Origin of the sequence: Mycobacterium sp. (assembly GCF_046091765.1) — a bacterium.
GTDB lineage: Bacteria > Actinomycetota > Actinomycetes > Mycobacteriales > Mycobacteriaceae > Mycobacterium.
The window spans coordinates 13,501-30,569 of record NZ_JBJTCF010000098.1; the positions used below are offsets into that span (position 1 = coordinate 13,501).

The window sequence follows — 17,069 nt, forward strand, 5'->3', positions numbered from 1 at the left end:
CACCCCTGTTCAGGCGCTGAGTTCGATGACCTCGGCCTGGGCGATTCCCCGGTAGCGGCTGGGCTGGCAGGTCAGCACGATCACCTGACCGCGGTCGCCGACGGTGGAGAACACGGTGCCCATCCGGGTCAACCGGTCGGGGTCGCTGAAGCCGAGCGCGTCGTCGATGACCACCGGGACGGTGTCGTCGGCGGAGACCAGGGCGGCGCCGGCCAGCCGCGCCAGGATGCCCAGCTGCTCTTTGGCCCCGCCGGAAAGCGATTCGTAGGGAACCGTCTTCCCGTCGAGGGTGCGGCTTCGGATGACCAGGTCGGTGTCGATCTCGACTTCGAAGCTGGAACCGAAAACGACCCGGCCCAACCGCTCCAGCTCCGCGCGGTAGGGCCGCACGTAGCGCTGCCGGGTGTCGTCGCGATGGCGGGCCATGGTCTCGCGGAGCAGTTTGGCGGCGTGGGCCCGCGCGGCGACACGGTCGTGCTCGGCGCGGACTCGCTCCAACTCGCTTTCGGCCTCATCGAGCTGACCTTGGCGGCCCTCGGTGCCGATGACCTCGAGCTGCGCCGACAGCGCATCGAGGTCTTTCTCGACCGCGGCCAGTTCGCCGGTGATCAGGTCCCGGGCATTGGTGGCGGCGGCGAGTTCGGCCTCGACCTGGGACGGGTTGGCTGCCTCGACGCGCTCCGCCAGCGCCGCAGCGGTCTCGGCGGTGCGGCGCTGGGCCTCGGCGGCCGCCTGCGCGGCGGCGGCGACAGCCTCGTCGGAGGCCGCGGCCCGCGACGCGTGCAGAAGCTCGCGCACCCCCGTCAGCTCCGCTTCCGCGCAGCGGTGCCGCTCGGTCGCCAGGGTCACCGCGGTGCACTTCTCGGTCAGCGCACCCGTGGCGGCGGTGAGCGAGAGCTGACGGGCCTCGGCGTCGGCCCTGGCCTGATCGAGAGCCTCCTGCGCGCTGCGCGACGCGGCGGCGGCAGCGGCGGCGTCGATCTCGGGGCCGCTCGACGCCGCGCGCAGCTGGGCGAGCCGGGTTCGGAGGTCCTCGGCATCCTCACCGAGGCACAGGGCGGCCAGGGTCGCGCTGAGCTCCGCGCACGAGCCCACCAGGGAACGACGCTGCTCGGCGACCCGTCGCGCGGAGGCGAGTCCGGCCACCCCGCCCCTGGCCAGCGCGTGCGTCCTGGCCTGCGTCGCGTCCTGGAGCTGGACGCGCAGCGCGGCGGTGCCCGCACCGGGATCGACGCGCACGCTCAGCACATCCGGCAACGCCACGGTCAGTGGCACCGAGGGCGGCACCGTCCATGACTGGCCCGCCGCCAGGACCAGCGGCTCGCCGTCGACGGTGAGCTCAAGGTCCGCGGCGGCGGTCAGCTCGACGGTGCCGGCATCGGAGTTCAGCTGCGCCTCCAGCTGGGTCACCAGTGCGCAACTCTGCTCGATCTCGGTCAGCACCTCGTCGGTGAGCGTGAGACCGGCGAGGTGGTCCTGCATCTCCTGCAGACGACGCTGCGTGTCATCGATGCGCTCCACCCGGGTGGCCAGCCGGACGGCCTGCTCGCGCGCCTCGCACGCCGCGGCGGCGGCCTGGGCCGCATCGAGCAGCTCCCGGGCGGCAGACACCCGGGCCTCCGCCTGATCGCGGGCCAGCACCGCAGCCTCCGCGCTCTGCTGCGCGGCGGCCTGCTCGGCGACGGCGGAAGCCAGGCTCGGGGCGAGGTCGGCGACGGCGGCGGCGCGCCGGTCGAAGTCGGCTTTGAGTTTCGCGCGCAGCGCCAAAGCCGAGGCGGCCGCCGCACCGGTGGCCGCGGCGGCCTCGGCTACCAGCCGTGCCTGGGACCACTGCTCGGCCAGAGCCTGCACGGCCGCCTGGGCCTGCTGCGCGGCGGTGAACCTCGTCGCGGCCGGACCCAGCTGCGCAGCCAACTCTCGGCGGACACTGCTGAGCCGTTCGTGCTCAGCGACCCGCTCCTCCACATCGGCGACGGCGTCCCGGCACCGTTGGGCCTCGCGCTCGGCGTCCTGCCGGGCGGCGATCGCTTCCTTGTATTCCCGCGCCGGACGGCCGGCCGCCGGGGTGTAGTACCGCTCGAACTCGGCGTCGATCCGGTCGATGAGCAGCGACTCCGCGCCGGACGGTGCGGCGACGGCACCGGCGGCGGCGTCCAATGCGCGCGACAGTGCATCGCAGCCGGAGAGGTCGACCGCACCGGTGGCCGCCGACTGCAGCACCCGCTGGGCTTCCCACAGCTTGGTATCGACCGTCTCGGCGAGCATGGCGTGCACTTTCTCGTGCGCCTCGTCGCCACTGAGTTGCGCGCGCGCCGGTGCGATGAGCGTCAACTCGGTGCGGTGCTTCTTGTGGAACCGCTTGCGGTAGACGAACCGATAGGGGCCGGTACTGATCTCAGCCTCCACCTCGGCGCCGACGTCGGCGTGCGTCGGCTTGACGCTCATGACCTTGTGGCGGGTGGAGCGGTCCTTGTGCTCCAGCAGCAGATCGAGTGCCTCGAGGACGGATGACTTGCCGACCTCATTCGGACCGCACACCACCACCACACCGGTCTGCGGGAAAACGATCTCGCGGTCGGCCACGCCGCGGAAGTTGGTCAGCCGCACCCTGTGCAGAATCATGCGACACCGTGCTGGTGTGCGGCACTGTCCACGTCGGCGCGCAACCGCAGCAGCAGAGCCAGCGCTGCGCGGGCGGCGTCAGCCTCGTCTGCCTGCGAACCGCGGGCGACCTCGATCAGTTCGGCGACCGCGTCCGCGGCGAATCCGCCGATGTCGAGGTCGTCGAACTCGTCGTCGGCCGGCATCACCACCAGATTGGTGTGCCGGTCCCAGGTGTGCAGCGCGGCGAAAAGCCGGTCGTATTTGTCCAGGCAGGCGTCCAGCGCCGCCCGATCGGTGACGGTGAGCGTGCCGGCGAGCGCGAGTTGGACCACGGTGCGGTCCTTGTCCGGCAACTCGTCGAGATTGAGCCCGAGGTCGGTGATGTCGCGGCCGGTGTTGAGTTCGCGGCTGAGCGTGACGAATCGCCAACTGCCGACCCGATGGGATTCGACGGTCACCGGGTGTTCCGGGTCGGCCAGATCGATGTCGACGAGCAGGACGTGACCGGAGTCGGCTTCGCGGTGGTCGTAGTTGGTGACCTCAGGCGCACCGGAGTACCAGACCCGGCCGCTGTCGCCGACGGCCGTTCGCGAGTGCTTGTCGCCGAGTGCCACGTAGTGCACCGCTGAGCGGCGCAGCGCCTCGGAAAGCCCAGCCATCCCGATCAGGGCGGGGTTGGTGGGGTCGGGGTCGAGCACATCGACCGCGCCGTGCGCGACCAGGATCCGGGCGGTGCCGTCGGCGGGCAACTCGGAGAGCACGCCCGCCGTCAGGTCGGTCGTCGGCCGCTTGGAGCGCCACGGCGCGGCGACGATCTGCAGACCGGCCCGCACATCCCAGCTGCCGGCGCGGTCGAGCACCGTCACATTGGCGGGGCATTCCTGCAGGAAAATCGCGCTGGAGTACACCGACGCGGCATCGAGCGGATCATGATTGCCCGGCAGCAGATACACCGGCACCTCGATGGCGCGGACGGCTTCCAGCGCCTGGCTGACGACCCTGGGCGCGAGCTGGTTGGCGTCGAAGACGTCGCCGGCCACCACCACGAACTCGGCACCGGTCTGCGCGGCGAGCGGCCCGAGCGCGGCGACGGCGTCACGCCGGGCAGCCGCGAAGCGGGCCTGGGCCTCGGGGTCCAGGAAGCTGCGGGTCATGCCCAATTGCCAGTCCGCGGTGTGCAGGAATCTCATCGTCCGGCGAGTGTAGGGCGGTGCTCCGACAACTCCGGGGACCCGTCGCGGCGAGTGCCTTAACCTGGTACGGGTGAGGACCCTGGTGCTGATGCGACACGCCAAGTCGGGCTATCCCGAGGGCGTGGCCGACCACGACCGCCCGCTGGCGAAGCGGGGGATCCGGGAGGCCGGCCTGGCCGGCGACTGGCTGCGCAGCAACATCGGGCCGATCGACGCCGTGCTGTGCTCCTCGGCGGCGCGGACCCGCGAGACGCTGACCCGGTCCGGTATCGCCGCACCGGCGAGGTATCTCGACCAGCTCTACGGGGCCACCCCGGCGACGATGATCGGCGAGATCAGCGGCGTGGGCGACGAGGTGACGACGCTGCTCGTCGTTGGCCACGAGCCCACCATCAGCCGGGTCGCACTCGCGTTGGCCGCCCGTCCCGGCAGCGACGACGAGGCGCTCGAACGGATCGCCATGAAGTTCCCGACCTCGGGGCTGGCGGTGTTGCGGATGTCCGGCGGGTGGGCCGACGTGACCCTCAGCAGAGCCGAGTTGGTGTCGTTTCACATTCCACGCTGAGCGCCCGAGCCCGACCGGCACCGGACCGGCTCCGGGCCGGTGGCGGTCAGGAGTTGGTGGCCAGCGTCAGTTCCATCAGCTTGATGGCCTGACCGCACGCATCGATACCGGGCGCCTGCGGATTGATCCACCAGCCGACCACACCGGCCGCGTCGCTGGCCACCCCGCAGCCGCCGTTGGGATCACCGGTCCGCATCACGATCGAGGTGACGCCGGCGATCGTGCGGTTCTCGATCTGATACTTCAGCGACTCGGCGGTCCGACGTTCGTTGTCCAAACTGCCCTGCTCGAACCACAACCGGGTGATGTCGATCAGGCCAGCCGGGTTGGCCGCCTGCCAGCGGCAGACCGCTCCGACGAAGGTGCTCTGAATGTCGAGCGGATCGGCACCCACGGTCTTGGCGAGCACGTCGGTGGTGAGGACGTCGCATTCCTTGAGCAGATTCGGGTACTGCTGAGCCGAGTTGTCGTTGCGCGGCGTGCTGCCCGAACCGGATTTCATCGCGGTTCCGTCCACGGTGCGCGCACAACCGGTCAACACCGCCAGCGCACACACGGCGGCCAGCCCCGCCCGCGTCCCCCGGCTCACTTCGCGTTCACAATCGACTGCCGGGTCAGCTCCTTGGCCACGTCGCAGGGCGGCGGGAAGGGCTTTTCGGCGTAACTGACCGACCACTCGATGAAGTCGTCGTCGAACTGGATCCCGATCTCGCACAGGTTGTCCCCGATGATCGGATCGGTACCGATCGCGATGAACCCGCTGTGACCCTCGATGGTGACGTCCTCGACGCTGGTCCGGGACAGTTCCTCGGTTTTGCGTTCACGCCCGATCGGACTGCCGCGGAACCAGGTGAACGAGAAGTGCGGCCCCAGGATCCCGCCGCCGACCAGCCACTGGCATCCCACCGAATTCACCGCCGTGTTGACCAGGCCGCCCACCTCGGTCAGCTGACCGATCGCCTCGTCGCTGACTCCCCCGCACTGGGTGAACATCGGGCCGTGTTTGACGCCCATCGACACCGGCGCGTCCTGGCCACCGCCGCTGCCCGATTGCGCCGCACCCCCCTCGGAGCACCCGCCCGCGGCGAGCGCCGCGACGACCGCGATCACCACAGCCGTCGGAATTCGCCCCGCGTGCCTCACAGGATGCACTGTAGCGGCAGCCGGGGAGTGACCCCCTCGCAGGCCAGTTGACCTGCCCTTTTACCCCGGCCGCAGGTATGGGACAGTAGCGGGATGCTCCTGGCGGTGCTACGGCAATTCGTGCACCCGTACCGGTGGCCGGTCGCGGCGGTGATGGCGTTGCAGACCGTCAGCGCGCTGGCATCGCTGTATCTGCCCACCGTCAACGCGGCGATCATCGACGACGGAGTCGCCCGGGGTGACACCGCGCTGATCGCCCGACTCGGGCTGGTGATGCTGGCCGTGACCGCCCTGCAGGGCCTGTGCGCGATCGGGGCGGTGTTTTTCGGATCGCGGACCGGGATGGGCTTCGGCCGTGATCTGCGGACCGCGATGTTCCACCACGCCACGGGATTCTCCGAACCCGAGATCGACCGATTCTCCGCCGCGTCGCTGCTGACCCGCACCACCAATGATGTCCAGCAGATCCAGCTGCTGGTGCAGACCACCGCCACCGTCCTGGTGACCGCACCGATCATGTGCGTGGGCGGCGTGGTGATGGCCCTGCGGGAGAACGCCGGCCTGGCCTGGCTGCTGGCGATCAGCGTGCCCGTCCTGGCGATCGGCAACTATCTGATCGCCGCACGGATGCTGCCGATCTTCCGCAGCATGCAGCGCCTCATCGACGGCCTCAACCGGGTCGTGCGCGAACAGCTCTCCGGCATCCGGGTGATCCGCGCCTTCACCCGCGAGCCCCTCGAACGGGAACGCTTCGCGGTCGCCAATTTCGCCCTGGCAGACACCGGCCTGGCCGCCGGCCGGGTCCAGGCCCTGCTGGTTCCGGTCACCACGCTGACGATCAACATCTCGACGGTCGCACTCATCTGGTTCGGCGGCCTGCGTATCGACGCCGGCCAGATGCAGGTCGGTTCGCTGATCGCCTTCCTGTCCTATTTCATGCAGATCCTGATGGCTGTACTGATGGCCACCCTGGTCCTGGTGATCCTCCCGCGGGCCTCGATCTGTGCCGAGCGAATCCTCGACGTGCTCAACACCGCTCCGGCGATCACCAGTCCGCCGTCCCCGCACCACCCCGCGACGGGTATCCGCGGCGTGGTCACACTCGACGGTGCCGGTTTCTCGTATCCGGGTGCTAAACGTGCTGTGCTGGAAAGGATTTCGTTCACTGCGGCTCCGGGGTCGGTGACCGCTGTGGTCGGCGGAACGGGGTCGGGCAAGACCACCCTGGTCTCGCTGATCTGCCGGCTCTACGACGTCAGTGCCGGATCGATACGCGTCGACGGAATCGACATCCGCGACTACGATCTCGACGACCTTTGGTCGGCGGTCGGCCTGGTGCCCCAACGCGGCTATGTGTTCAGCGGCACGGTCGCCGACAACCTGCGCTACGGAAAGCACGACGCGACCGAGGACGAGATGTGGGCCGCCCTGCGGGTTGCCGACGCCGACGGATTCATCGGTGCCCATCCCGATGGACTGGCGATGCGGGTGGCCCAGGGCGGGGTCAACTTCTCCGGCGGACAGCGCCAGCGGCTGACGATCGCCCGGGCGGTGATCCGCCGACCGGCCGTCTACATCTTCGACGACTCCTTCTCCGCCCTGGACGTCCACACCGACGCACGGGTCCGCGCCGCGCTGCGCGAGGCGACCGGCGACGCGACGGTCATCATCGCCACTCAGCGCATCTCCACCGTCGTCGACGCCGACCAGGTGATCGTCCTCGACGGCGGAACGATGGTCGGTGCCGGAACACACCAGACGCTGCTGGCCCGGTGCCCCGCCTACGCCGAGTTCGTCGACTCCCAGACCGTGGGCACCGGTGTCGGGGGCGCGCCGTGACCGCCCCCCGCCCGGCGCTGCTGAGTCCCGACCGCGCCCGGTCGCAAGATTTCAGGTCATCAGCGCTGCGCCTGCTCGGCTGGCTCGGTCCGCAGCGCCGATACGCCGCCGCGGTGACCGCACTGACGGTCGGCGGCATCGCGATCTCGGTGATCGGACCGCGCATCCTCGGTCACGCGACCGACCTGTTGTTCAACGGATTCATCGGCCGCCGGCTGCCCGCCGGGCTGACCAAGGAGCAGGCGGTCGCCGCCGCCGAGGCCCGCGGCGAGAGCAACTTCGCCAAGATGCTGTCCGGGATGGACGTCGTACCCGGGCGCGGGGTGGACTTCGCCGCGGTCGGTCGCACGCTGCTGCTCGCGCTTGCGCTGTATCTGCTTGCGACCCTGCTGATCTGGGCGCAGGCCCGACTGCTCAACATCATCGTGCAGCGCACGGTGGCGATGCTGCGGACGGAAGTCGAGAACAAGATCCACCGGCTGCCGCTGTCCTACTTCGACTCCCGCCAGCGCGGCGAGGTACTCAGCCGGCTCACCAACGATGTCGACAACGTCGCCACCTCGCTGTCGATGACGATCAGCCAGTTGCTGACCGCCATCCTCACCATCGTCGCGGTGCTGGCGATGATGCTGGTCATCTCACCGCTACTGGCGCTGGTCACCGTCGCGACGGTGCCGCTCTCGCTGTGGCTGACCAGCTCGATCGCCCGGCGATCACGCAGGCTCTTCGTCGCGCAGTGGGCCAACACCGGCCGGCTCAACGCGCACATCGAGGAGACCTACAGCGGTTTCGCCGTGGTCAAGACCTTCGGACACCGCGCCGCCGCGCAGCAGCGCTTCGACGAACTCAACACCGACGTCTATCACTCCAGTCTCGGGGCCCAGTTCCTGTCCGGTTTGGTGTCCCCGGCGACCATGCTGATCGGCAACCTCAGCTACGTCGCGGTGGCGGTCATCGGCGGCTACCAGGTGGCCACGGGCCAGGTGTCCCTCGGCGGCATCCAGGCCTTCGTCCAATACGTCCGCCAGTTCAACCAGCCGCTGACCCAGATCGCCGCCATGTACAACGCCCTGCAGTCCGGGGTGGCAAGCGCCGAGCGGGTCTTCGAGTTCCTCGACGAGCCGGAGGAGTCCCCCTCGCCCGCCGCGGAGTTGCCGCCCGGCGGCGGCCGGGTCGAGTTTGAGAACATCCGGTTCGGCTACCTGCCCGGCCAGACGGTGATCGACGACCTCTCACTGGTCGCCGAACCGGGCAGCACGGTCGCCATCGTCGGCCCGACCGGAGCCGGGAAGACGACTCTGGTCAATCTCTTGATGCGGTTCTACGACGTCGACGCGGGCCGGATCCTGCTTGACGGCGTCGATATCAGATCGGTGAGCCGACACAGCCTGCGCGGCCGGATCGGGATGGTGCTGCAGGACACCTGGCTGTTCGCCGGCACGATCGCCGAGAACATCGCCTACGGTCGGCCCGGTGCCAGCGACGCCGACGTGCTTGCGGCGGCGCGTGCGGCCTACGTCGACCGCTTCGCGAGCTCGCTGCCCTCGGGGCTGGAGACTCCGGTCGGGTACGACTCCGCGGCGCTCAGCGCCGGTGAACGCCAACTTATTGCGATCGCCCGCGCGTTCCTCGCCAGACCGCAATTGCTGATCCTCGATGAGGCGACCAGCTCGGTGGACAGTCGCACCGAGCTGCTGATTGCGCAGTCCATGGCCGAACTTCGCAGGGGCCGAACGAGTTTCGTCATCGCTCATCGGCTGTCGACGATCCGGGACGCGGATGTGATCGCAGTCCTCGAGGCGGGCAGGATCGTCGAGGTCGGCAGCCCCGCCGAGCTCCTGGAACGCAAGGGCGCCTACTGGCGGATGACCCGGGCCTGAGTCAGCTCTCGGGCCCCTGGGCGCGCAGGTCGTCGACGTGCGCCATCGCTTCGCGCAGTCTGGCCAGCCAGTCCTCGGCGTGCTGTCCGACCAGACGCACCGACCAGGCCAGCGCGTCCGAGCGCGAGCGGGCCACTCCGGCCTCGACCAGGGTGTCGAGCACCTGTCGCTCGGGCTGCTTGAGTCGGGTCATCACCGGAACCGCGAGGTGGGTGAACAGGACGCGCTGAGCTTGCTCGCCGGTCTCACCTCCCACCTCCAGGCCCCAGGAGACCTTGCGGCCGTATCGCTGCTGCGCCTCGTCGGCGATGCGCATCCGTTCGGCGCGGGTCTCCTCCCGGAACCGGGCCACCCGGCCCGCGGCGCGGGCCTGAGTCTCCTCGGCCTCGGGGAGTCGCCCCAGGACGGTGATCTCCTCGCGGTCCACCGTGACCACGGGGTCCCCGGCGAACCAGTCCTCCGGCAACCGGCCGGCGAACCATTCCGCGGCGTCGGAGGCGTCGGGGTGGGCGGATTGCTGCCAGTGCTTCATGAATTACATGATTACAATGAAATCGCGGGTTCGCGGGGAATTTCGCCCAGCGCGTAATGCCCATCGCGGCCGGACCACCGGATAATGGCGCTATGGCAGGAAAAGAGCTCGACCCCCAGCGCGCCCGCGCGGCCCGCGACGTCGTTCGTCAGCACCCGGCGATGACGGTCTTCGCCCTCTCCCCGGTGCTGATCGCGGCCGGTGTGCTGTGGTGGCTGGCCGGCGCCGGCTGGGCAATCGTGCTGCTGATCGGCACCGCCGTCGTCGCCGGCGCCGCCGTGCTGCGCGGGCGCTGAACAACCGGCTCAGCCTTCGCCGGCCCGGCGGGCCCGATACACCCTGACCTCGGCGCTGATGTTCTTGAGGCGCTTGGCGCCCGCGAATGACCATTGGAATCGCTGGTCGTCACCGATCTGCTCACGGGCTCGCTCCGAGACCAGCACCGCACCCGGCCGGGCCGCCGCGGTCAGCCGGCTGGCCAGGTTCACCGGACGGCCGAACCAGTCACCGGCGCGGCTTACCGCCCACCCGAAGGCGAGGCCGGCCCGCAGCCGCGGCAGGGTCGCATCCGACGCCGCGGCGTCGACGAGATCCACGAGCGCCTCCAGGAGCGCCCCGGTGTCCGCGGACACGAACATCACCGCGTCGCCGATCGTCTTGATGAACCGCACCGGCGGCGCAGCGACCTCGTGGGCCAGCTCCGCAAGCCGATTCGCCAGCTGTTCGAGTTGCTCCGCAGGCAACTCCTCCCCGAGTGCGGTGAAGCCCACCAGATCGGCGAATGCCGCGCCGATCGGCTTGGCCTCCGGCCGGGGTTCGCCCGTCGCGCGCTGGCCCGCATTCACCGCCTCGGTCTCCAGCGTGCGCCGCAGTTGGAGCAGCAGCAGATCGTTGATCATCGGACCGAGCAGCGGGACCGCGGCACTCACCAGGTCGTGGGTGGCCTTGGCGAGGTCGAGCTCGCTGGCACCCGGCCGCAGTACGGCAGCCAGAGCGGCGACGTTCATCACCTCGCACGCATTAGCCAGACCGTGTGCCAGCACCCGCACGATGTTGAGCATCAGATCGGGGTCGATACCGATGCCCAGGAATTGCTTGATGTGCTCGGCGGTGTCGGCGTCGTTGCGCATGAATATCCGCGCGTCCGGGTCGTTGACCGCGGGAAGCCCGGCGGCGCGCTGAAAGCGGATTAACTGGTCGAGGTCGAGCCCGGTCCGCTCACTGATCTCCCGGACCGAGGTGACGTGACCGTCATCGCCGAGCACCCGCCGTGCCGGCAGCAGCATCGGGGAGAACGACGAGCGGATCTCCTCCGGTGCGAAGCCCTGCTCGAGCAGCCAGGCCACCAGTTCAGCGCGTTCGGCGCGGGATTCCCCGGTCAGGCCCTCGAGCAGGCCGGCGGATTCGATCTCCGAGGTCACGACACTGCCGGGCGTCGATCAGACCACGGTCGTGCGGTCTCGATCTGGGTGCTCAGCGACAGCAGGGTCGCCTCGTCGGAGGGTCGCCCGACGAGCTGGATCGACAACGGCAGGTGCTCGCCCTCCAGGAACCACGGCACCACGGCCGCCGGCTGGCCCGTCGCATTGAGGATCGCGTTGAACGGCACCCGCGCCGCGACGAGGGCCAGGGTGCTCAGTCCGCCGCGGTTCTGGTACTGCCCGACCCGCGAGGGCCCGGTGGCGGTGGCCGGGGTGATCAGCACGTCGACGTCGTCGAAGACCGCCTGAACACGGGCGGCCAGAGCCGATTCGGCGGCCCGGACCCGGGCGATCTGGCGTTCGGAGATCAGACTGCCCAGCCGGGCGATCGCCCGGGTGCGCGGCTCCAGGCGCTCGGGATGCGGCAACTGTCGCGTCGCGGAATGGACCCCGTGCCACATCCGGGGCAGCACGTGTCCGTACACCGCCCACCCCGGATAGTCCGGATCGCGCCAGGACACCTCGTGGCCGAGTTCTCGCAGCAGACTCTCCACTCCGTCCAGGGCCCGCTGCTGAGCGTGACCGACCCGTGCCACCATCGCCCGCGGCAGCTTGGCGCTCAGCGCGATGCGCAACCGGCCCGGCGCGCGCGCGGCGGCCTTGACGAATCCACCGCGGGGCGCCTTCTGGGTGTTCGTCACGTCCAGGAAGAGCGCGGCGTCCTCGACGGTGCGGCTCAACGGTCCGTAGACGCTCAGCCCGCACCAGGTGTCTGACTCCGGACCGAGGGAAACCCGGTCGCGCTGGGGTTTGAGCCCGAACACCCCGCACCAGGCGGCCGGGATGCGGATCGATCCCGCGCCGTCGGAGCCCAGCGCCAGCGGCGCCAGCCCCGCCGCCACCGCCGCGCCGCTGCCCCCGCTGCTGCCGCCGGGGGTGTAGGCCAGGTCCCAGGGGTTGCGGGTGGCGCCGAAGGCGACCGTCTCGGTGAACGGCCACAGCATCATCTCCGGGACGCTGGTCTTGCCGAGGATGACCGCGCCCGCCTCGCGCAGCCTGCGCACCACGTCACTGTCGGCGGTGGCGGCCTGGTCGTAGGCGCTGCTGCCGAAGCAGGTGAACTCCCCGGCGACGTCGGCGTCGTCCTTGATGGCGACCGGAACGCCGAGCAGGGGCAGGCGTTCGCCGGCGTCCAGGCGCGCCTGGGCGGCCAGCGCGTCCCGCCGCGCGGTTTCGGCCATCACCACCCGGTAGCTGCGGACCTCCCGGTCGATGCGCCCGATGCGATCCAGGTAGAGCTCCACCAGGGCCGGTGCGGTGACGGTGCCCGCGGCGAGCAGGCGGGCCTGCTCGGCGGCGCCGGCGAAGGCGAGGTCGGTGGCGTCCACCCTGCGCAGCGTAGCGGCTATAGGGTGGCCCGGTGGCCTGTGTGTTCTGCGCGATCGTCGCCGGGACCGCACCGGCGGTGCGGGTTTTCGAAGACGCCGACTTCCTGGCCATCCTCGACATCCGCCCGTTCACCCGCGGGCACACGCTGGTGATCCCCAAGCAGCACACCGTCGACCTGACCGACACCCCGGCCCCGACGCTGGCCGGCATGCTCGCGATCGGCCAGCGGATCGCCCGGGCCACCCGCTCCTCGGGGCTGTCGGCGACCGGCAACAACGTCGCGATCAACGACGGCAAGTCGGCGATGCAGTCGGTGTTCCACATCCACCTGCACGTCATTCCGCGCCGTGACGGCGACCGGGTGTCCTTCGTCACGGGCATGCTGCTGCGCCGCGACCCGGACCGCGAGGCGACCGGTCGGATTCTGCGCGACGCGCTCGCGGCGCTGCCGTGAGCGCGCTGGGCGACTGGGCGCTGGGTGCATTCGTGCGCGCGCACGACACGGTGTACCGGGGCACGAACGGCTGGATAGGACACCGCATCCCGGGCGCGCCCAACAGCCTGCTGCTGCACACCGTCGGGGCGAAAACGGCTCTGCCCCGCGTCAACTCGCTGTCCTACGCGCGCGACGGGGACGACTACCTGGTGGTCGCCTCCAACGGCGGCGACCGGCGCGCACCCGGCTGGTATCACAACCTCAGGGCCCAGCCGTCCCTGCAGGTGCAGGTGGGCCGGCGCCGTTTTGCCGCCGAGGCGACCACGGTGCTGCCCACCGACTCCGACTACCTCCGGCTGTGGCAGATCGTCAACGCCAACAACGCCGGCCGCTACGACGGCTACCAGGCGAGGACCACACGGCCGATCCCGGTGGTCAGACTGCGGCCAACCGCTTCGCCTCGCTGAACACCCCATCGAGCATCGCCGGCGTGAGCCGGCCGGTGAACATGTTCTGCTGGCTGGGGTGATAGCACCCCAGCAGCACCAGTCCCGACGGCAGCTCGGCGATCTGGCCGTGGCCGAACTTCCGCTGCCCGCCGGGTTTCTCGTCGAGCATTCGCAGCGCCGCCTGCCACGCGAAGCCGCCCAGAGCGACGATCACCCGCACCGACGGGGCGATCAGTCGCCATTCGGCAGCAAGCCACGGCTCGCAGGCGGCGCGTTCGGCGGGTGTGGGAGCGTTACCCGGCGGCGCGCAGCGCACGGCCGCGGCGACCCGGATTCCGTTGGCCCGCAACCCATCCCCTGCATCCACGCTCAACGGTTGATTCACCAGACCGGCGCGGTGCAGCGCGGCGAACAGCTGATCGCCGGAGCGGTCCCCGGTGAACACCCGGCCGGTGCGGTTACCGCCGTGGGCCGCCGGGGCAAGGCCCAGCAACAGAATCCGCGGATTCACCGAACCCCAGCCCGTCACCGGCCGACCCCAGTAGGGCTCCTCGGCGAAGGCGCGCCGCTTGACGCGGGCCACCTCCTCGCGCCAGCCGACCAGCCGGGGGCAGGCCCGGCACACACTCACCCGGGCACTCAGCTGTTCGAGGTCGGTCACGCCGGCCGCGAGAGCGGCCACCTGTGGTGCGTCCGCGGCGACCGGGGTTGCCGCGGTGGCGGGGTCATCAGGCCAGCCGGCTCCCGGCGGCACCGGCGAGTCGAACGGGGCGTCGGTGCGCGGATGGGGCAGGGCCACAGCGCGAATCTATGCTGCCTGAAGTGAGTACCTCCCGCGGGCCCGCGCTGCTGATCCTGGTGTCGGCGTTCCTGGCCGCGGGGGCCAACGGCATCTCGATGGTGGCGTTTCCGTGGCTGGTGCTGCAGCGCACCGGCAGCGCGGTGGACGCCTCGATCGTCGCCGCGGCGGCCACCGCACCGTTGCTGTTCGCCACCCTGGTGGCCGGCACCGCCGTGGACTTCCTGGGCCGCCGCCAGATCGCGATGCTTTCCGACATCATGTCGGCCCTGTCGGTCGCGGCGATCCCGGTGCTGGCACTGACACGAGGCACCGACGCGGTCAACGTGGTGGTGCTGGCCGGTCTGGCTGCGCTCGGCGCGTTCTTCGACCCGGCCGGGATGACCGCGCGACTGTCCATGCTGCCCGAGGCGGCGGGCCGGGCCCGTTGGACGCTGGATCACACCAACAGCCTCTACGAGGCGGTGTTCCACCTGGCCTACATCATCGGTCCCGGCATCGGCGGGGTGCTGATCGCCACCGTCGGCGCCTACAACACGCTGTGGGTCACCGCGGTCGCGTTCGGCGTCTCGATCCTCGCGGTGGCGGCGGTGCGCCTGCCCGGCGCCGACCGCCCCGAACTCGGCCAGCGGCCCGCGGGGGTGTTCTCCGGCGTCGTCGAGGGTCTGCGGTTCGTCTGGCGCAACCGCGTCCTGCGCACCCTCGGCCTCATCGATCTCGCGATCACCGGGCTGTATCTGCCGATGGAGAGCGTGCTGTTCCCGAAGTACTTCTCCGACCGAAACGAGCCCGCGCACCTTGGCTGGGTGCTCATGGCGCTGTCCATCGGCGGACTGATCGGGGCGCTGAGCTGGACGGTGGTCTCCCGGTTGGCCACCAAGCGCGCGACCGTGGTGACCGCCACGCTGACGTTCGGCCTGGCGTCGCTGGCGATCGGATTCCTGCCGCCGCTGCCGGTGATCCTGGTGCTCGCCGCCGTCGTCGGCCTGGTCTACGGGCCGATCGGACCGATCTACAACTCGGTGATGCAAAGCCGCACCCCCGAGGAGTTGCGCGGGCGGGTGGTCGGGGTGATGACCTCCATGGCATACGCGGCCGGGCCGGTGGGCTTCGTCCTGGCCGGCCCCCTGGTGGAGGCGTTCGGACTCACCCCGGCTTTCCTGGTGCTGGCGGTGCCGATCCTGCTGATCGGGCTGGCCTGCCCGTGGATCCCGGCGCTGCGCGAGCTGGACCGGGTTCCGGCCCAAAGGCCCTGACGGTGCCTGACCGCGACAGTGCGCGCCGCCTCGGGGTTGCGACGCGGCCCTAGTATTGACCGATGACCCCCGCGCTCGACGGACTGCTCGCCGAACTGCCCGACGGCGTCGTCGTCACCGACCCCGACATCCTCGCCTCCTACCGGCACGACCGGGCTGCCGATCCGGCCGCCGGCACCCCGCTCGCGGTGGTGCGGCCCACCAAAACCGAAGAGGTTCAAGCGGTTCTGCGCTGGTGTACCGCCCACCGGGTGCCGGTGGTGCCGCGCGGCATGGGCACCGGATTGTCCGGTGGAGCGACCGCTGTCGACGGCGGCATCGTGCTCTCCACCGAGAAGATGCGTGCCATCACCGTCGATCCGGTCACCCGCACCGCGGTGGTGCAACCGGGGCTGCTCAACGCGGAGGTGAAGAAGGCGGTCGGCGAGTACGGGCTGTGGTACCCGCCGGACCCGTCGTCGTATGAGATCTGCAGCATCGGCGGCAACATCGCCACCAATGCCGGCGGGCTGTGCTGTGTGAAATACGGCGTCACCACCGACTACGTGCTGGGCCTGCAGGTGGTACTCGCCGACGGCACCGCGGTGCGCCTCGGCGGCCCGCGGCTCAAAGACGTCGCCGGTCTGAGCCTGACCAAGCTGTTCGTCGGCAGCGAGGGCACCCTCGGGGTGATCACCGAGGTCACCCTGCGGCTGCTTCCCCCGCAGCACGTCGGGTCCACGGTGGTCGCGACATTCGATTCCGTCGAGCGGGCCGCGGGCTCGGTGGTCGCCATCACCAACCGGATCCGGCCCTCGATGCTGGAGTTCATGGACGCCGCGACGATCAACGCCGTCGAGGACAAATTGCGGATGGGGCTCGACCGCGACGCCGCGGCGATGATGATCGCCGCCTCCGACGACCGCGGCGCGGCCGCCCGCGACGACGCGGAGTTCATGGCAGGGGTGTTCCGGGACGCCGGCGCAACGGAATGCTTCTCGACCTCCGACCCCGTCGAGGGCGAGGCGTTCGTGGCGGCACGGCGCTACGCGATCATCGCCGTCGAGGACAAGGGTTCGCTGCTGCTCGAGGACGTCGGGGTGCCGCTGCCCAGGCTGGCCGATCTGGTCGGCGGGGTGGCCAAGATCGCCGCCGAGGCGGGCCTCACCATCGCCGTGGTGGCCCACGCCGGCGACGGCAACACCCACCCGCTGATCGTCTACGACCCCGCCGATGCGGCGATGACCGCCCGCGCAGAGAAGGCGTTCGGCGACATCATGGACCTGGCGATCTCCCTCGGCGGAACCATCACCGGCGAGCACGGCGTGGGCCGGCTGAAGAAGCCCTGGCTGGCCGGCCAGATCGGGCCGGAGGCGATGGAACTCAACCGCAGGATCAAGAACGCATTGGACCCGGACGGGATCTTGAACCCCGGTGCGGTGGTGTAGACCGGCGCCCAACACCGCGAACGCGGTAGCCGGGTAGACGAGCGGCGGGCACTCCTTAGTTGCTCATGACCGCGGTGATTGCTGGCAACAGTAATTGCTGGCAACCGCGTGTACTACTAAATTGCTACTGTGGTAG

The 17,069-nt window shown here is 70.3% G+C and carries 16 protein-coding genes; 8 read left to right on the top strand and 8 right to left on the bottom strand.

The genetic code is table 11. From position 1 onward, the window contains the following. Positions 1 to 9: 9 nt before the first annotated feature. Both ACKOB8_RS10805 and ACKOB8_RS10810 read right to left on the bottom strand, forming a co-directional pair. Positions 10 to 2,622: an AAA family ATPase gene (locus ACKOB8_RS10805; protein WP_526377216.1), complete on the bottom strand. Its 2,613-nt coding sequence runs from the start codon at positions 2,620 to 2,622 to the stop codon at positions 10 to 12. Beyond that, positions 2,619 to 3,794, bottom strand: a complete 1,176-nt coding sequence (locus tag ACKOB8_RS10810; RefSeq protein ID WP_526377217.1) for a metallophosphoesterase — start codon at positions 3,792 to 3,794, stop codon at positions 2,619 to 2,621. Before ACKOB8_RS10810 ends, ACKOB8_RS10805 begins: the two co-directional genes overlap by 4 nt. A 91-nt stretch (positions 3,795 to 3,885) precedes the next feature. Between ACKOB8_RS10810 and ACKOB8_RS10815 the strand changes: the two genes are divergently transcribed. Next, complete coding sequence (locus tag ACKOB8_RS10815) at positions 3,886 to 4,362, top strand: SixA phosphatase family protein (protein ID WP_526377240.1); 477 nt, start codon at positions 3,886 to 3,888, stop codon at positions 4,360 to 4,362. A 46-nt stretch (positions 4,363 to 4,408) separates the two neighbouring features. Here ACKOB8_RS10815 and ACKOB8_RS10820 read toward each other — a convergent pair whose 3' ends face one another. Both ACKOB8_RS10820 and ACKOB8_RS10825 read right to left on the bottom strand, forming a co-directional pair. After that, positions 4,409 to 4,951: a DUF3558 family protein gene (locus tag ACKOB8_RS10820; RefSeq protein ID WP_526377218.1), complete on the bottom strand. Its 543-nt coding sequence runs from the start codon at positions 4,949 to 4,951 to the stop codon at positions 4,409 to 4,411. Further along, positions 4,948 to 5,505, bottom strand: coding sequence for a DUF3558 family protein (locus ACKOB8_RS10825; RefSeq protein WP_526377219.1), 558 nt, complete (start codon positions 5,503 to 5,505; stop codon positions 4,948 to 4,950). Before ACKOB8_RS10825 ends, ACKOB8_RS10820 begins: the two co-directional genes overlap by 4 nt. A 93-nt stretch (positions 5,506 to 5,598) precedes the next feature. Between ACKOB8_RS10825 and ACKOB8_RS10830 the strand changes: the two genes are divergently transcribed. Next, the gene (locus ACKOB8_RS10830) at positions 5,599 to 7,344 is read left to right on the top strand and encodes an ABC transporter ATP-binding protein (RefSeq protein ID WP_526377220.1); all 1,746 of its coding nucleotides are present in this window, start codon (positions 5,599 to 5,601) and stop codon (positions 7,342 to 7,344) included. Further along, on the top strand, positions 7,341 to 9,224 hold the full coding sequence (locus tag ACKOB8_RS10835) for an ABC transporter ATP-binding protein (protein ID WP_526377221.1): 1,884 nt from the start codon (positions 7,341 to 7,343) through the stop codon (positions 9,222 to 9,224). Before ACKOB8_RS10830 ends, ACKOB8_RS10835 begins: the two co-directional genes overlap by 4 nt. A 1-nt stretch (position 9,225) precedes the next feature. On the opposite strand, the gene abmR is transcribed toward ACKOB8_RS10835, so the two are convergent. After that, positions 9,226 to 9,756 carry an ATP-binding transcription factor AbmR gene (gene abmR / locus ACKOB8_RS10840; RefSeq protein ID WP_526377222.1) on the bottom strand — a complete coding sequence of 177 codons (531 nt, stop codon included), beginning with the start codon at positions 9,754 to 9,756 and terminating at the stop codon, positions 9,226 to 9,228. Between the two features lie 92 nt (positions 9,757 to 9,848). Between abmR and ACKOB8_RS10845 the strand changes: the two genes are divergently transcribed. Continuing rightward, positions 9,849 to 10,052, top strand: coding sequence for a hypothetical protein (locus ACKOB8_RS10845; RefSeq protein ID WP_526377223.1), 204 nt, complete (start codon positions 9,849 to 9,851; stop codon positions 10,050 to 10,052). Positions 10,053 to 10,061: 9 nt separating this feature from the next. Here ACKOB8_RS10845 and ACKOB8_RS10850 read toward each other — a convergent pair whose 3' ends face one another. Together ACKOB8_RS10850 and ACKOB8_RS10855 are read right to left on the bottom strand one after the other, a co-directional pair. Continuing rightward, positions 10,062 to 11,177, bottom strand: a complete 1,116-nt coding sequence (locus ACKOB8_RS10850; RefSeq protein WP_526377224.1) for an adenylate/guanylate cyclase domain-containing protein — start codon at positions 11,175 to 11,177, stop codon at positions 10,062 to 10,064. Further along, a complete protein-coding gene (locus ACKOB8_RS10855; protein WP_526377225.1) occupies positions 11,174 to 12,565 on the bottom strand; it encodes an amidase in 1,392 nt (463 codons plus the stop codon). Before ACKOB8_RS10855 ends, ACKOB8_RS10850 begins: the two co-directional genes overlap by 4 nt. 32 nt (positions 12,566 to 12,597) lie before the next feature. Between ACKOB8_RS10855 and ACKOB8_RS10860 the strand changes: the two genes are divergently transcribed. Both ACKOB8_RS10860 and ACKOB8_RS10865 read left to right on the top strand, forming a co-directional pair. Further along, complete coding sequence (locus ACKOB8_RS10860) at positions 12,598 to 13,020, top strand: HIT family protein (RefSeq protein ID WP_526377226.1); 423 nt, start codon at positions 12,598 to 12,600, stop codon at positions 13,018 to 13,020. Next, positions 13,017 to 13,469: a nitroreductase family deazaflavin-dependent oxidoreductase gene (locus ACKOB8_RS10865; protein ID WP_526377227.1), complete on the top strand. Its 453-nt coding sequence runs from the start codon at positions 13,017 to 13,019 to the stop codon at positions 13,467 to 13,469. The genes ACKOB8_RS10860 and ACKOB8_RS10865 overlap by 4 nt, the downstream gene beginning before the upstream one ends. Here ACKOB8_RS10865 and ACKOB8_RS10870 read toward each other — a convergent pair. After that, positions 13,438 to 14,250 carry a uracil-DNA glycosylase gene (locus ACKOB8_RS10870; protein WP_526377228.1) on the bottom strand — a complete coding sequence of 271 codons (813 nt, stop codon included), beginning with the start codon at positions 14,248 to 14,250 and terminating at the stop codon, positions 13,438 to 13,440. The two genes, ACKOB8_RS10865 and ACKOB8_RS10870, sit on opposite strands and share 32 nt — an antisense overlap. Positions 14,251 to 14,261: 11 nt before the next feature. On the opposite strand from ACKOB8_RS10870, the gene tap reads away from it, so the two are divergent. Both tap and ACKOB8_RS10880 read left to right on the top strand, forming a co-directional pair. Next, positions 14,262 to 15,506, top strand: a complete 1,245-nt coding sequence (tap, locus tag ACKOB8_RS10875) for a multidrug efflux MFS transporter Tap (protein WP_526377229.1) — start codon at positions 14,262 to 14,264, stop codon at positions 15,504 to 15,506. A 62-nt stretch (positions 15,507 to 15,568) separates the two neighbouring features. Next, entirely contained in the window at positions 15,569 to 16,933 is a 1,365-nt protein-coding gene (locus tag ACKOB8_RS10880) for an FAD-binding oxidoreductase (protein ID WP_526377230.1), read from the top strand. Positions 16,934 to 17,069: the final 136 nt, after the last annotated feature.